Source organism: Streptosporangium oxazolinicum, from assembly GCF_039537505.1.
Taxonomy (GTDB): Bacteria; Actinomycetota; Actinomycetes; order Streptosporangiales; family Streptosporangiaceae; genus Streptosporangium; species Streptosporangium oxazolinicum.
The window spans coordinates 553839-567823 of the sequence record NZ_BAABAQ010000004.1 but is presented as its reverse complement, the minus strand read 5'-3'; the positions used below and the strand labels follow the sequence as shown (position 1 = coordinate 567823).

Below are 13985 nucleotides of genomic sequence, written 5' to 3'. Positions count from 1 at the left end.
TTGGTGCCATGTCTGTCGAGTCGCTGTTTCCCCGCCTGGAAGCGCTCCTGCCCAGGGTGCAGAAGCCGATCCAGTACGTCGGAGGTGAGCTCAACTCGACCGTCAAGGACTGGGACGAGACCACGGTCCGCTGGGCGCTGATGTATCCGGACGCCTACGAGGTCGGGCTGCCCAACCAGGGCGTCCAGATCCTCTACGAGATCCTCAACGAGCTGCCGGAGACGCTGGCCGAGCGGACCTACGCGGTCTGGCCCGATCTTGAGGCGCTCATGCGCTCCGAGGGCGTGCCCCAGTTCACGGTCGACGCGCACCGGCCCGTACGGGCGTTCGACGTGCTCGGGCTCTCCTTCTCCACCGAGCTCGGCTACACCAACATGCTGACCGCGCTGGATCTGGCGGGCATCCCGCTGGAGGCGGCCGACCGGGGTGAGGACGACCCGATCGTGCTGGCCGGTGGGCACGCGGCGTTCAACCCCGAGCCGATCGCCGACTTCCTCGACGCCGCGGTGCTGGGCGACGGGGAGCAGATCGCCATCGCGATCACCGAGGTCATCCGCGAGTGGAAGGCCGAGGGCTCGCCCGGCGGGCGCGACGGGCTGCTGATGCGGCTGGCCGAGTCCGGCGGGGTCTACGTGCCGAAGTTCTACGACGTCGACTACCACGCCGACGGCCGGATCCAGCGTGTCGCGCCCAACAGGTCGGGCGTGCCGTGGCGGATCCACAAGCACACCGTCATGGACCTGGACGAGTGGCCGTACCCCAAGAAGCCGCTGGTCCCGCTGGCCGAGACCGTGCACGAGCGGTTCAGCGTGGAGATCTTCCGCGGCTGCACCCGCGGGTGCCGGTTCTGCCAGGCCGGCATGATCACCCGCCCGGTGCGCGAGCGCTCGATCACCACGATCGGCGACATGGTCGAGGCGGGCGTCAGGGCGTCCGGTTTCAACGAGGTCGGCCTGCTGTCGCTCTCCTCGGCCGACCACTCCGAGATCGGCGAGGTCGCCAAGGGGCTGGCCGACCGCTACGAGGGCACCAACACCTCCCTGTCGCTGCCCTCGACCCGGGTCGACGCCTTCAACATCGACCTGGCCAACGAGTTCTCCCGCAACGGCCGCCGCTCCGGCCTGACGTTCGCCCCCGAGGGCGGCTCGGAGCGGATGCGCAAGGTGATCAACAAGATGGTCACCGAGGAAGACCTGATCAGGACCGTTACCACCGCGTACACCCAGGGCTGGCGGCAGGTGAAGCTCTACTTCATGTGCGGCCTGCCCACCGAGGAGGACGCCGACGTCCAGGGCATCGCCGACCTGGCCAAGAAGGTCATCAAGGCGGGCCGCGAGGCCACCGGGTCGCGTGACGTCCGCTGCACGGTCTCCATCGGCGGTTTCGTTCCCAAGCCGCACACCCCGTTCCAGTGGGCCGGCCAGGCCGACCACGAGACGGTCGATCGCAGGCTGCGGGCCCTGAAGGAGGCTTTGCGCGGCGACAGGGAGTACGGCCGCGCCATCGGCCTGCGCTACCACGACGGCAAGCCCTCGATCGTGGAGGGCCTGCTCTCCCGGGGGGACCGCCGGGTCGGCGAGGTCATCCGCGCGGTGTGGGCGGAGGGGGGCCGGTTCGACGGCTGGAGCGAGCACTTCTCCTACCAGCGCTGGATGGACGCCGCCGCCAAGGCCGGCGTCGACGTCGACTGGTACACCACGCGCGAGCGCCAGGAGAACGAGGTCCTGCCCTGGGACCACCTCGACGCCGGTCTCGACCGCGAGTGGCTCTGGCAGGACTGGCAGGACGCGGTCAACGACGTCGAGGTCGAGGACTGCCGCTGGACCCCGTGCTACGACTGCGGCGTCTGCCCCACGATGGGGACCGAGATCCAGATCGGGCCCACCGGGAAGAAGCTGCTTCCACTGACGGTTGTCTGAGGTAGGCGGTACGTGAGCACCGCCCCCGGAAACGACGACCACGACTTGGGAAGGACGACACCACCCTGAAACCCGCTCCCGACGGGCCGCCGCCCGCGCCCGTGGCGCAGCGCCTGCGCGTGCGCTACGCCAAGCGCGGCCGCCTGCGCTTCACCAGTCACCGCGACATCACCCGGGCCCTCGAACGGGCGGTCCGGCGAGCCGACGTCCCGGTGGCGTTCAGCGCGGGCTTCTCACCCCACCCGAAGATCTCCTACGTGGGAGCGGCCGCCCCCACCGGGGTCGCCAGCGAGGCCGAGTACTTCGAGATCAGCGTGACGCGCGAGTGCGATCCCGAGCGGCTGCGAGCCGCTCTGGACGCCTCGCTGCCGCCCGGTCTCGACGTGCTCGACGCCGTCGAGGCGGGCTCCGCGAGCCTGGCCGACCGGATGGAGTGCTCGGCGTGGGAGCTGCGGTTGCCGGGAGCCGATCCCGCCCTCGCCGGGGCCGCGGTCGAGAAATTCGTCGCCACGGACCACGTCGAGGTCGAACGCCTTACGAAGAAGGGGATGCGACGCTTCGACGCACGTGAAGCGGTGCTGAACCTCACGGTATTTGAGGCAACCGAGACAACAGCAGGTCAGGCCTCCAGTCAGCCATGTGTCATACTTCGCATGGTTGTACGGCACGAAACTCCTGCCGTTCGACCCGACGACGTTCTCACTGGACTGCGTCTTGTGGCTGACTTCGCGCCGCCGGTGCCCCCCGAGGTGACCAGGCTGGCGCAGGGCCCGCTGGACGTTCACACCGGTGAGCCCGCCGACCCGTTCGGCCCGGACCGCGACATCACGCGCGGCGGCGAAGCGGAACCGGTGGGCAGGCACGTCGGCGGCGACATATAGGACTTGGCGCCGGGCCCTGGGCCTGGCGGACAGTGAGAGACGAGAGCTCCCGCGCGGCGCGGAGACGCGCCCGGGAGCTGAACGGGAGAGCGCCCGCATGCTCGACAACGAGCCCAACGCCGGGGTCAACAGCCCTGGCGGGGACACGACAACAGAAGAGACCCGGCCGCCGGCGATCCGCCGCAGGGCCGCGAGCCGGCCCGCCGGACCTCCGCCGGAGCCGCCGGAGCCGGACCCCGTGATCACGGCACCACCCGCGCCGGTCGCGGAGAACGTGGCGCCTATGGCGCCCGTGACGCCTGTGGCATCCACGGTGGATTCTCCGGCCGGAGCGCCGGAACCCGTGGCGGAGTCCGTGACAGAGCCCGTGGCGGAGCCCGCCGCGGCGGCTCCCAAGCGTGCCACCAGGCGCAAGGCGGCGGCGGTGGACGGTACGGTCACCACCACGCGGCGTAGCCGTGCGAAGAAGCCGCCGGCCGAGCCGGTCGCGGAGACCGCCGAGCCGGCCGGACCGACCGAGACGGGGCCCGCGCCGGTCGCGGAGACCGTGGCGCCCGTGACGGCGTCCCCGGCGTCCCCGGTGTCCTCGGTGTCCCCGGCGACGCCGGTCGTGCCGGACCCCTTCGCCCTTCCCGGGACTTTCGGCGAGGCCGAGGCCGAGCCCGCGCCCCAGGAGGCGCCCGCCGCCGCCCCCGCCAAGCGCACCCGCACGCGCAAGAAGGCCGTCCCGCGCGAGGCGCCGCCGGTCGAGGCCGAGCAGGACGCCCGCGAGGCGGCCGCCGCCGAGGCGGAGGAGGCCGAGGCGGAGCTGCTGCTCGACCTGCCGGCCGACGAGCCGCTCGACGACGAGCCCGCGGGCGAGGACATCATCGAGGAGCGGCCCGGCCTGTTCGCCGACCCCTTCGGGCTGGCCGCCCAGGAACGTTCCGAAGTGCCCTCGGTGACCTTCCAGGCGCCCGCGGCGGTGTTCCAGCCGCTGTTCCAGGCCCCCGACCCGCAGCGGGCCGCACAGCCCGTCACGCGTCCCGCGCCGGTCCAGCCCGCCGCGCCCGAGGCCGAGCCCGTCGAGACGAAGGCCGATCGGGCCGACAGGGCCGAGAAGACTGACAAGGCCGACAAGGCCGAGCTCGTGGAGGAGCCCGAGGACGACGACTCCGACGGCGACGACGACGCCAGCGGTCGCCGGCGCCGGCGCCGCAGGGGCGGCCGGGGCCGGGGCAAGGCCCGCGACCTCGACGAGGCCGAGGAGACCGAGGCCGAGCAGGACGAGGAGGAGCAGCCCGAGGCCGAGCAGGACGACGACGCCGAGAGCGGCAGCTCGCGCCGCCGTCGCCGCAGGCGGCGCAGGGGCACCGACGAGCCGGGTGACGTCCCGGACGACCCGCCGAACACGGTGGTGCGCATCCGCGCGCCCCGCGCCGGGCGCAGCACCTCGGTGGACGAGGTGCAGAGCGTGCGCGGCTCGACCCGCCTGGAGGCCAAGAAGCAGCGCCGCCGCGAGGGCCGCGAACTCGGCCGCAGGCGTCCGCCGATCATCACCGAGTCGGAGTTCCTGGCGCGCAGGGAGTCCGTCGAGCGCGTGATGGTGGTCCGCCGCACCGGCGGGCGCACCCAGATCGCGGTGCTGGAGGACGGCGTCCTCGTCGAGCACTACGTCAACCGCGAGGCGAGCCAGTCGTACGTGGGCAACGTCTATCTCGGCAAGGTGCAGAACGTCCTGCCGAGCATGGAGGCCGCGTTCGTCGACATCGGCAAGGGCCGCAACGCGGTCCTGTACGCCGGCGAGGTCAACTTCGACACCGCCGGGCTGGAGGGACAGCCCAAGCGGATCGAGGTGGCGCTGAAGTCGGGCCAGTCGGTGCTGGTGCAGGTCACCAAGGACCCGATGGGTCACAAGGGCGCCCGCCTGACGAGCCAGATCAGCCTGCCGGGCCGTTACCTGGTCTACGTGCCCGACGGCTCGATGACCGGCATCAGCCGCAAGCTCCCCGACAAGGAGCGCACCCGTCTCAAGAGCATCCTGAAGAAGGTCATGCCGGAGAACGCGGGGGTCATCGTCCGTACGGCCGCCGAGGGCGCGTCGGAGGACGAGCTGGCTCGCGACGTGGCCAGGCTGTCGGCGCAGTGGGAGAACATCCAGCGCAAGGCCAAGTCGGCCAGCGCGCCCGAGCTGCTCTCCTCCGAGCCCGACCTGACCGTCCGGGTGGTCCGTGACGTCTTCAACGAGGACTTCGCCTCGCTGGTCGTCGCGGGCGACGTGTGGGACACGGTCGATGAGTACGTCCGCTATGTCGCTCCGCACCTGGCCGACCGCCTCAGCAGGTGGGAGGAGAGCGGCGACGTCTTCGCCGCGTACCGGATCGACGAGCAGATCGCCAAGGCGATGGAGCGCAAGGTCTGGCTGCCCAGCGGCGGCTCGCTGGTGATCGACAGGACCGAGGCCATGACCGTGGTCGACGTCAACACCGGCAAGTTCACCGGCCAGGGCGGCAACCTGGAGGAGACCGTCACCCGCAACAACCTGGAGGCGGCCGAGGAGATCGTCCGCCAGCTCAGGTTGCGCGACATCGGCGGCATCATCGTCATCGACTTCATCGACATGGTGCTGGAGAACAACCGGGACCTGGTGCTGCGACGGCTGCTGGAGTGCCTGGCCCGCGACCGTACCAAGCACCAGGTGGCCGAGGTGACCTCCCTGGGCCTGGTCCAGATGACGCGCAAGCGGGTCGGCCAGGGGCTCCTGGAGGCCTTCTCCACCGTCTGTGAGTGCTGCAACGGCCGTGGCCTGCACGTCTCGTCCGAGCCGGTCGAGGGCAAGCCCGAGCCGCGCGGCACCCAGGGCAAGATGGCCGTGGAGAAGGCCGTCGCGGAGAAGCTCGGCAAGGACGGTAACCACGCGGTGGCGGCCGGTGACCAGTCCGGCCGTGATACGGTGACCGATGCGCTTGACGGAGTCCAGCACGAGGACGGTCAGGCAGCACAGGCTTCTGGCCGGGGGCGGAGACGCTCCCGCAAGGCCAGGCCGGTCGATTAGACCCCGTCCCGCGCTGGGACGGGGCCGAAGACCGGCACCCCCGACGTTCCGCCCGGTTCGACCAGGACGCCGTCAATCCGGTACTCTGGTGAACCGGTGCGCTCATGGCGCGCCCTGTTCGCGCGCCTACCCGGTACGTCATCAATGACCACAGCCGGATGCGGGGCGCAGCATCCAGCGAGCAAGCAGTCAGAAGAAGGGTTCCGCGGTGTACGCGATCGTTCGTTGCGGCGGCAGGCAGCAGAAGGTCTCCGTCGGTGACGTCCTTGAAGTGGACAAGGTCGCCGGCGAGGTCGGTTCCACGGTTTCGCTGCCGACGGTCCTCGTCGTCAACGACGGCGACGTGACCACCGAGGCGGGCAAGTTCACGGTTGCCGCCGAGATTCTCGGTGAGACCAAGGGTCCGAAGATCCGGATTCTGAAGTACAAGAACAAGTCGGGGTACAAGAAGCGCCAGGGTCACCGCCAGCGGTACACCCAGGTGAAGATCACCGGCATCGACCAGGCCTGAGTTTCGGGAGTTTTGCGAGATGGCACACAAGAAGGGCGCGTCGTCCACTCGGAACGGCCGCGACTCCAACGCCCAGCGGCTCGGTGTGAAGCGCTTCGGCGGTCAGCTGGTCAACGCCGGCGAGATCATCGTGCGTCAGCGCGGCACCCACTTCCACCCCGGCGACAACGTCGGCCGTGGCAGTGACGACACGCTGTTCGCGCTGGCCGCGGGCCACGTTCTGTTCGGTGTCAAGCGCGGGCGCCGCGCGGTGAGCATCGTTCCGGTCGCGGAGTAGATTCGCACCGACAGACGTTGACGGCAGGGGTGGATCGCATTCGGCGGTCCACCCCTGTTCGCGTTTTCACCAGAAGTTCCCGTAGATAGAGGTAGGAAAGTAGAGATGCCGGACTTTGTGGACCAGGTGGTCCTGCACATCAAGGCCGGTGACGGGGGAAACGGCTGCGCCTCTGTCCATCGGGAGAAGTTCAAGCCACTGGGTGGCCCCGACGGAGGCAACGGCGGACGGGGCGGTGACGTGATCCTGGAGGTCGACGCCAACACGGCGACCCTCCTGGAGTACCACCGCCGCCCGCACCGCAAGGCCGACAACGGCAAGCAGGGGCAGGGCGCCAACCGCGACGGCGCCAACGGCGGCGACATCATCATCCCGGTGCCCGACGGCACCGTGGTCAAGAACGCCGACACCGGCGAGGTCCTGATCGACCTGATCGGCGCGGGCACCCGCTACGTGATCGCCGAGGGCGGGCACGGCGGGCTCGGCAACGCCGCCCTGGCCTCCGCCAAGCGCAAGGCCCCCGGTTTCGCGCTGCTCGGCGAGCCCGGCGACGAGGTCGACGTCATGCTGGAGATGAAGAGCGTCGCCGACGTGGCGCTCGTCGGCTTCCCCAGCGCGGGCAAGTCCTCCCTCATCGCCGCGCTCTCCGCCGCCCGCCCGAAGATCGCCGACTACCCGTTCACCACCCTGGTCCCCAACCTCGGGGTGGTCACCGCGGGCGAGACGATCTTCACCGTCGCCGACGTGCCCGGTCTCATCCCCGGCGCCTCGCAGGGCAAGGGGCTGGGGCACGAGTTCCTGCGCCACGTCGAGCGCTGCAGCACGCTCGTGCACGTGATCGACTGCGCCACGATGGAGCCGGGACGCGACCCGATCAGCGACTACGAGGCCATCGAGGCCGAGCTGGCCGCGTACGGCAAGCTGGAGGACCGGCCGAGGCTGGCGGTGCTCAACAAGTCCGACGTGCCCGACGCCCGCGAGCTGTCCGACATCGTGGGGCCGATGCTCCAGGAGCGGGGCCTGCGGGTCTTCACGATCTCCGCGGCCACCCACGACGGGCTCAAGGAGCTGACCTACGCCATGGGGGAGATGGTCGCCGCCGCGAGGGCCGCCGCTCCCGTCCCGGAGCCGACCCGCCTGGTGATCAGGCCCAAGCAGCACGGCGACGCGGGATTCGCCGTCCGCAGGGTCGACGAGCGTACCTTCCAGGTCACCGGGGTCAAGCCGGAGCGGTGGATCCGCCAGACCGACTTCACCAACGACGAGGCCGTCGGCTACCTGGCCGACCGGCTGGAGCGGCTCGGCGTCGAGGAGGAGCTCACCAAGGCCGGTGCGAAGGCCGGTGCCGAGGTGATCATCGGTTCCATGGAGAGCGGTCACATCTTCGACTGGCAGCCGACGCTCAACGCCGAGGCCGTGCGCCAGGGGCCGCGCGGCTCCGACAACCGGCTCGGCTAGTGCCGTGACCGGAGACCGTCGCCGGGGTGGCGTCCGGCGACCGTCCCGGGCCCGGTGCGCCTTTCCGGTCACCGCTCCGGCAGGGCCGCTCGGATAACCTGGTCTTCCAAGTGATCATCTTTGAGAGGTGCGTGTCGTGGACTCTGCGCGCGAACGGATCCGTACGGCTTCGCGCCTCGTCGTGAAGGTGGGTTCGTCCTCGCTCACCACCCCGCGGGGAACGATCGACGTCGACCGGGTGGACGCCCTGGTCGACGTGCTCAGCGCCCGGCGGCAGGCGGGCACCCAGATCGTGCTGGTCTCCTCCGGCGCGATCGCGGCGGGTCTGGGCCCGCTGGGCCTGCCCGCCAGGCCGCGCGACCTCGCCACCCAGCAGGCCGCCGCCTCGGTCGGTCAGGGCGTGCTGGTGGCCCGCTACACCTCCTCCTTCGCCCGGTACGGCCTGCGGGTCGGCCAGGTGCTGCTCACCGCCGACGACATGATGCGCCGATCGCACCACGTCAACGCCGAGCGCACGCTGGCCCGGCTGCTGGAGCTGGGCATCGTCCCGGTGGTCAACGAGAACGACACCGTGGCCACCGACGAGATCCGCTTCGGTGACAACGACCGGCTCGCCGCGCTGGTCGCCCACCTGACCCGGGCCGACGCGCTGGTGCTGCTGTCGGACGTGGACGCCCTCTACGACGGCGACCCCCGCCGTCCCGGTGCCCGCAGGCTCGCCGACGTCCGCGGGCCCGAGGACCTCGTCGGGGTCGAGCTCGGCAAGGGCGGGGCGGTCGGCACCGGAGGCATGATCACCAAGGTCCAGGCCGCCAAGATCGCCACAGGGGCGGGCGTGCCCGTGGTGCTGACCGCCGCCGCGCACGCCGCCCAGGCCCTCGCCGGAACCGACGTCGGCACCTACTTCCACCCCGGCGGGCGCCACCCGGGCACCCGCCTGCTCTGGCTCGCCCACGCGACCACGGGCCGAGGCCGTCTCCACCTGGACCCCGGCGCCGTCGAGGCGGTGGTGAGCCGCCGCAAGTCGCTGCTCCCGGCGGGGGTCACCTCCGTCGAGGGCGAGTTCGCGGCGGGCGATCCGGTGGACCTGTGCGGGCCGCTCGGCCGGGTGGTCGCGCGCGGCCTGGTCAACTTCGACGCGGGGGAGATCCCCGAGCTGCTCGGCCGCTCCACCCGGGAGCTGGCGGCCAGCCTGGGGCCCGAGTACGAACGAGAGCTGATTCACCGCGACGACATCGTCATACTGGAATCCCACAACTAGTTCTTTTTGGAGCGCGAGATGTCCGAGGACTTCCTGAAGGTGGCCTTGGCGGCCAAAGAGGCCGCCGCCGAGCTGGCCCCGCTGCCGAGGGCGCCGAAGGACGCCGCGCTCCGGGTGATGGCCGACGCGCTCGTGGCCGCCTCCGCCGAGATCGTCGCGGCCAACGCGCTCGACGTGGAGAGGGCGAAGGAGAGCGGGATCTCCGAATACATGATCGACCGCCTCCGTCTCGACGAGGGCAGGATCGGGGCGATCGCCGAGGCGGTCCGCCAGGTCGCCGACCTTCCCGACCCCGTCGGCGAGGTGATCCGGGGCAACACGCTGCCCAACGGGCTGGAGCTGCGCCAGCTGCGGGTCCCGCTCGGCGTGATCGGCATCATCTACGAGGGCCGTCCCAACGTGACCGTGGACGCCGCGGCGCTCTGCCTCAAGAGCGGCAACGCCACCCTGCTGCGCGGCTCGTCCAGCGCGTACGAGTCGAACACGGTGCTCGTCAGGATCATGCAGGAGGCGCTGGCGGGCACCCAGGTGCCCCCGGGGGCCGTCCAGCTGGTCCCCGGGCAGAGCCGCGACTCGGTCAAGGAGCTCATGAGGGCCCGCGGCCTGGTCGACGTGCTGATCCCGCGCGGCGGCGCCTCGCTGATCAACTCGGTGGTGGAGGAGTCCACCGTCCCGGTGATCGAGACCGGCGTGGGCAACTGCCACGTCTACGTCGACGCCGACGCCGACCAGGACCTCGCGATCCAGATCCTGATCAACGCCAAGGTCCAGCGGCCCTCGGTGTGCAACTCCGCCGAGACGCTCCTGGTGCACGCGGCGGTGGCCGACGTCTTCGTCCCGCGCGCGCTGGCCGCGCTGGCGGCCGAGGGCGTCACGGTGCACGGTGACGAGCGCGTCGCGGCGTACGGCGACGTGGTGCCCGCCGGGGAGGAGGACTTCCGGATGGAGTACCTCTCGCTGGACATCGCCGCCGCCGTGGTCGACTCGCTGGAGGACGCGGTCGCGCACATCAGGAAGTACGGCTCGGCCCACACCGACGCGATCGTCACGCGCTCGGTGAGCGCCTCCCGCAGGTTCGTCGCGCTGGTCGACTCCGCGGCCGTGGCGGTCAACGCCTCGACCAGGTTCACCGACGGCGGAGAGTTCGGCTTCGGCGCGGAGATCGGCATCTCCACCCAGAAGCTGCACGCTCGCGGTCCCATGGGCCTGCCGGAGCTGACCTCGACCAAGTGGGTCTACATCGGCGAGGGCCATCTGCGCACCGGTGAGGGCACGGTCCTCGCCTCGCCCGAGGCCACCTCCCGATAGTTCTCCCTCGGAGTTCCGGGTGCCGCGGTCCCACGGCACCCGGGCACCGGTCCTGCCGGGATCCAGGATCCAGGGTGAGGGGGAGCGCCCGCCCGCGGGTTCGCCGGGGATCTCGTTCGGCGCCCCGTACGGTCGCCGAGTGTTAGGGTGTGTCACTCAATGTAGTCGAGGTAGTCAATGGTCTGACTGGATTCCATGGAAATCGCCGTTTCGTTCCTTTTTATAGCTCTTGTTCTTTTTGGTGCTGATCGGCTGCTGTTGCTGCTGGAGGGCCGAGGGCACGTCAACTGGCGCCGCACCGGGCGTCGCGACCTGTCGGCCGAACCCACCGCGAGACTCGACAGCCTGCTGGAAGACGCGGCCCGCGAGCCCGTCCACCGGGCCTGAGGCGAGCCACCCGGACCCGGCGGGCCCGTGGCCACGGGGCGTCCCGCTGTCCCGGATCTTTCGGGGAGTCCGGCGTGCCGCCGGGAAAACGTCACACTCGCCCGCTATGGTGTGGTCTCCTATGGCTGGAGAGCAGGGAAGCGAGCGGGAGTGAGCGACCCGATAGGCGCGGCGGTCCCTGACCCATGTGGCCGACGCAGGAGGTCACGTGGGTCGTCTCGGGCGGGTCGGTCCCTACACGTTGCTGGAGCGTCTCGGCCGGGGGGGAATGGGCGAGGTCTACCTCGCCTCCAGCCGCCGGGGTGACAACGTCGCGCTCAAGGTGCTCCACGACGTCCACGACGCCTCCTCCGAGGCCCGGGTGCGCCTGGAGCGGGAGGTCCGCGCCCTCCGCAGGGTCGAGAGCCCCTACGTCGCCCGCGTCGTCGACGCCGATCTCGACGGCGACCGGCCCTACCTGGTCATGGAGCACATCGAGGGCGACACCCTCCTGGATCGGGTGCGCCGAGACGGTCCCCTGGAGGGCGGCGGCCTGCTCAGCGTCGCGCAGGGCCTGGCCATCGCTCTGTCGATCATCCACGCGGCCGGTGTCGTGCACCGCGACCTCAAACCCGCCAACGTGGTGGTCAACGGGGACGACGAGCCCGTCCTCATCGACTTCGGCATCGCCCACGTCCTGGACGCCACCCGGCTCACCCTGACCGGCACCTTCCTGGGCACCCCCGGCTACGCCGCCCCCGAGCTGTTCGCCGACGAGCACGTGGGCGAGCCCGCGGACGTGCACGCCTGGGCGGCCACCGTGGCCTTCGCCGCGACCGGCCGCCCCACCTTCGGCGGGGGCACCGTCGAGGCGCAGATGTACGCGATCCTCAACGGCCAGGCCGACCTCGAGGGCGTCCCGGCCGCCCTGCTGCCCCTGATCCGCGCCGCCCTGCACCGCGAGCCGGCCAAGCGCCCCACCGCGGCCCTCCTCACCGGCCGCCTGGGCCGCCTGGCCCGGGTGATCCCGTCCGAGGCGGGGACGGCGAGGAAGCCGGGCGCCGCCACGGGGGAGAAACCCGGTCCGGCCAGGAAGCAGGAGGGCCGGTCCAAGCCCGGTGCCAAGGGCGAGGAGCCCGCCAAGGGCGGCCGGGCGGCCAGGGCGGAGACCGGCAGGGGGAGGTCGTCCGCCCCGGTGGACGGAGCGGTGCGGGCCTCCCGGTCCCCGGCCGGGGACGGCGCGCCGCGTGGCGGGCGGGCGGTGCCCGCCGGTGAGGCGGGCCGTGCGGCGCGGGCGCTCCCGGCGGGTGAGACGTCCCGTGGCGGACGCCCGGCCGCCGCGGTCGGCGAGGTGCCCCGCGGTGGCCGGTCGGCCGCCGCGACCGGCGAGACGCCTCGCGGGGGGCGTTCCGCCTCCCCGGCCGGCGAGGTGTCCAGGACCGGCCGGTCCCCCGCCGCCGAGACGTCGCGGGGCGGCCGTCCCGCCTCCGCCGCCGGCAGGGCCGTCCGGCGTGGATCAGGCCAGGGGAGGGGCGGGGCGGCCGGAGAGCCCCGGGAGGGGGGCAGGGCGGGGCCGCTGCCCGCGGGCAACGCGGCGCTGCTCCTGCTGGCGGTGCTGGCCGTACCGTGCGTCGTGGCCACGGCCATCTGGCCGCCGGCCACCTTCGCCGTCACCGGGTTGTTCGCCACGCTGGCCCGTACGCTATGGGCCGGGCACTGGCTGGTCAGGAAGCGCAAGTCGGCCAGGACCCGGGTGATCCTGCGCGTGCTGGGCTTCCCGCTGACCTTCGTCGTCTCGCTGCTCACCGCCCTCGCGTGGCCGGGGCTGCCGGCGGCGGCCCTCGCCGGTTGCACGCTCTGGCTCACCCTCGGCGGCTCGCTGCCGCCCGACTGGTGGATGCATCCCGCCCCGGTCGCCGTCGCCGGCGTCGTGTTCGGCGTCGTCTGCGGAGGCATCCTCGGCCGCGAGATCGAGCGGATCGGCACCGAGCTCGTCGAGCTCCGCAAGGAGGGCCTGCGCGCGCTGGCCGTGCTGGGCGGGTTCGTCGCCCTGTGCTCCGCGGCCGTCCGCGCGATCGCCCTCCTGGTGTAGGGGCTCCCCGTCCCGGGAGCGCCTCGGATTCTCCTGGCTCGCGAGGCGCCGCCGGGGGATTCGCGGAGGTTAGGCGACCCTGGCCGGGGTGGCGGTCCAGGTGTTGCAGGAGGCCGGGTCGCCGGTGCTGAAGCCGAGCTTCGTCCAGGCGGCGCGGCTGGTGCCCTTCCCGAACGTCCGGGGCTGCCCCTTGGCGTCACCACTGTCCCTCAGGGTGCGCAGTAGCTCGTTCCATTCCCCGGTCTTCCCGCCGAAGGAGGACCAGACGCTCCGGATGAACACACCGCCCATGCAGTCATCCTGCAGGTTGAGGCGGCGAAGCTGCTCGTTCAGCTCGCTCTTGTTGGCGTACGGGGCCTTTTCGAACGCCTTCTCGATGCCGGTGAGGTTCGCCAGATGCGCGCCGTACAGCATGCCCGTCACGTGGAGCAGCCAGAGGTCGTCGGCGTCGGCGAGCCAGTCGTTGCCGATCTGGATCATTATCGTCCGCGACGCGGGGCAGTAGTAAGCCTGTGACTGCTCCTTGCTCACCTCGCTGTCGCAGTAACCCGCGGGCACCTTGTTGACGATCTGGAGCCTCGGCTTGCCGAACGGCAGTCCCGCGGCCTTGAAATGCGCTCCCCACGAGGTGTTCAGGCAGTTGGTGACGGCGGCGATGTATCGCTTGGCCAGCGTCCTGTCGTTGTTCCTGATCGGCGGTTCGGCGCACTTGGACGCGGCGAGCCTGCCGGTGTCGTAGAGGGCGTTCTTCGTCAGGGTCGGGTCCTTGACCGGGTAGGCGTTCGCCGTACCCGTGAGAAACAATCCGGCCGCACCGGCCATAGCGATGATCATTCGAATTCTCATGGGGCACGATATTAGGGCAATGCCCGCTTATA

The 13985-nt window shown here is 71.4% G+C and carries 11 protein-coding genes; 10 read left to right on the top strand and 1 reads right to left on the bottom strand.

The window, feature by feature from the left end:
• The first annotated feature begins 8 nt into the window (after nt 1-8).
• From ABD817_RS15410 to ABD817_RS15365, 10 genes are all read left to right on the top strand, one after another.
• Nucleotides 9-1919: a TIGR03960 family B12-binding radical SAM protein gene (locus ABD817_RS15410; protein WP_344918577.1), complete on the top strand. Its 1911-nt coding sequence runs from the start codon at nt 9-11 to the stop codon at nt 1917-1919.
• Between the two features lie 101 nt (nt 1920-2020).
• A complete protein-coding gene (locus ABD817_RS15405) occupies nt 2021-2800 on the top strand; it encodes a TIGR03936 family radical SAM-associated protein (protein ID WP_344918576.1) in 780 nt (259 codons plus the stop codon).
• A gap of 283 nt (nt 2801-3083) precedes the next feature.
• Nucleotides 3084-5834 carry an Rne/Rng family ribonuclease gene (locus ABD817_RS15400; protein ID WP_425583360.1) on the top strand — a complete coding sequence of 917 codons (2751 nt, stop codon included), beginning with the start codon at nt 3084-3086 and terminating at the stop codon, nt 5832-5834.
• A 208-nt stretch (nt 5835-6042) separates the two neighbouring features.
• Nucleotides 6043-6345: a 50S ribosomal protein L21 gene (gene rplU, locus ABD817_RS15395; RefSeq protein ID WP_030924785.1), complete on the top strand. Its 303-nt coding sequence runs from the start codon at nt 6043-6045 to the stop codon at nt 6343-6345.
• 19 nt (nt 6346-6364) lie between these two features.
• Complete coding sequence (gene rpmA / locus ABD817_RS15390) at nt 6365-6622, top strand: 50S ribosomal protein L27 (protein WP_030924780.1); 258 nt, start codon at nt 6365-6367, stop codon at nt 6620-6622.
• A gap of 105 nt (nt 6623-6727) precedes the next feature.
• Entirely contained in the window at nt 6728-8080 is a 1353-nt protein-coding gene (gene obgE, locus ABD817_RS15385; RefSeq protein WP_344918574.1) for a GTPase ObgE, read from the top strand.
• Nucleotides 8081-8216: 136 nt separating this feature from the next.
• Nucleotides 8217-9341 (top strand): glutamate 5-kinase, encoded by a 1125-nt coding sequence (gene proB / locus ABD817_RS15380; protein WP_344918573.1) that lies wholly within the window; start codon nt 8217-8219, stop codon nt 9339-9341.
• 18 nt (nt 9342-9359) lie between these two features.
• Nucleotides 9360-10649 (top strand): glutamate-5-semialdehyde dehydrogenase, encoded by a 1290-nt coding sequence (locus ABD817_RS15375; protein WP_344918572.1) that lies wholly within the window; start codon nt 9360-9362, stop codon nt 10647-10649.
• Nucleotides 10650-10844: 195 nt separating this feature from the next.
• Nucleotides 10845-11036 (top strand): hypothetical protein, encoded by a 192-nt coding sequence (locus tag ABD817_RS15370; protein WP_344918571.1) that lies wholly within the window; start codon nt 10845-10847, stop codon nt 11034-11036.
• Nucleotides 11037-11244: 208 nt separating this feature from the next.
• Nucleotides 11245-13107, top strand: a complete 1863-nt coding sequence (locus ABD817_RS15365; protein ID WP_344918570.1) for a serine/threonine-protein kinase — start codon at nt 11245-11247, stop codon at nt 13105-13107.
• Between the two features lie 69 nt (nt 13108-13176).
• Here ABD817_RS15365 and ABD817_RS15360 read toward each other — a convergent pair whose 3' ends face one another.
• Nucleotides 13177-13953 carry a neutral zinc metallopeptidase gene (locus tag ABD817_RS15360; protein ID WP_344918569.1) on the bottom strand — a complete coding sequence of 259 codons (777 nt, stop codon included), beginning with the start codon at nt 13951-13953 and terminating at the stop codon, nt 13177-13179.
• Between the last annotated feature and the right edge of the window lie 32 nt (nt 13954-13985).

Bases quoted from the DNA above. Each gene is read 5' to 3' on its own strand.
- ABD817_RS15410 (WP_344918577.1), top strand. From the start codon at position 9: ATGTCTGTCGAGTCGCTGTTTCCCCGCCTGGAAGCGCTCCTGCCCAGG.
- ABD817_RS15400 (WP_425583360.1), top strand. From the start codon at position 3,084: ATGGCGCCCGTGACGCCTGTGGCATCCACGGTGGATTCTCCGGCCGGA.
- rpmA (WP_030924780.1), top strand. From the start codon at position 6,365: ATGGCACACAAGAAGGGCGCGTCGTCCACTCGGAACGGCCGCGACTCC.
- obgE (WP_344918574.1), top strand. From the start codon at position 6,728: ATGCCGGACTTTGTGGACCAGGTGGTCCTGCACATCAAGGCCGGTGAC.
- ABD817_RS15375 (WP_344918572.1), top strand. From the start codon at position 9,360: ATGTCCGAGGACTTCCTGAAGGTGGCCTTGGCGGCCAAAGAGGCCGCC.
- ABD817_RS15370 (WP_344918571.1), top strand. From the start codon at position 10,845: ATGGAAATCGCCGTTTCGTTCCTTTTTATAGCTCTTGTTCTTTTTGGT.
- ABD817_RS15360 (WP_344918569.1), bottom strand. From the start codon at position 13,953: ATGAGAATTCGAATGATCATCGCTATGGCCGGTGCGGCCGGATTGTTT.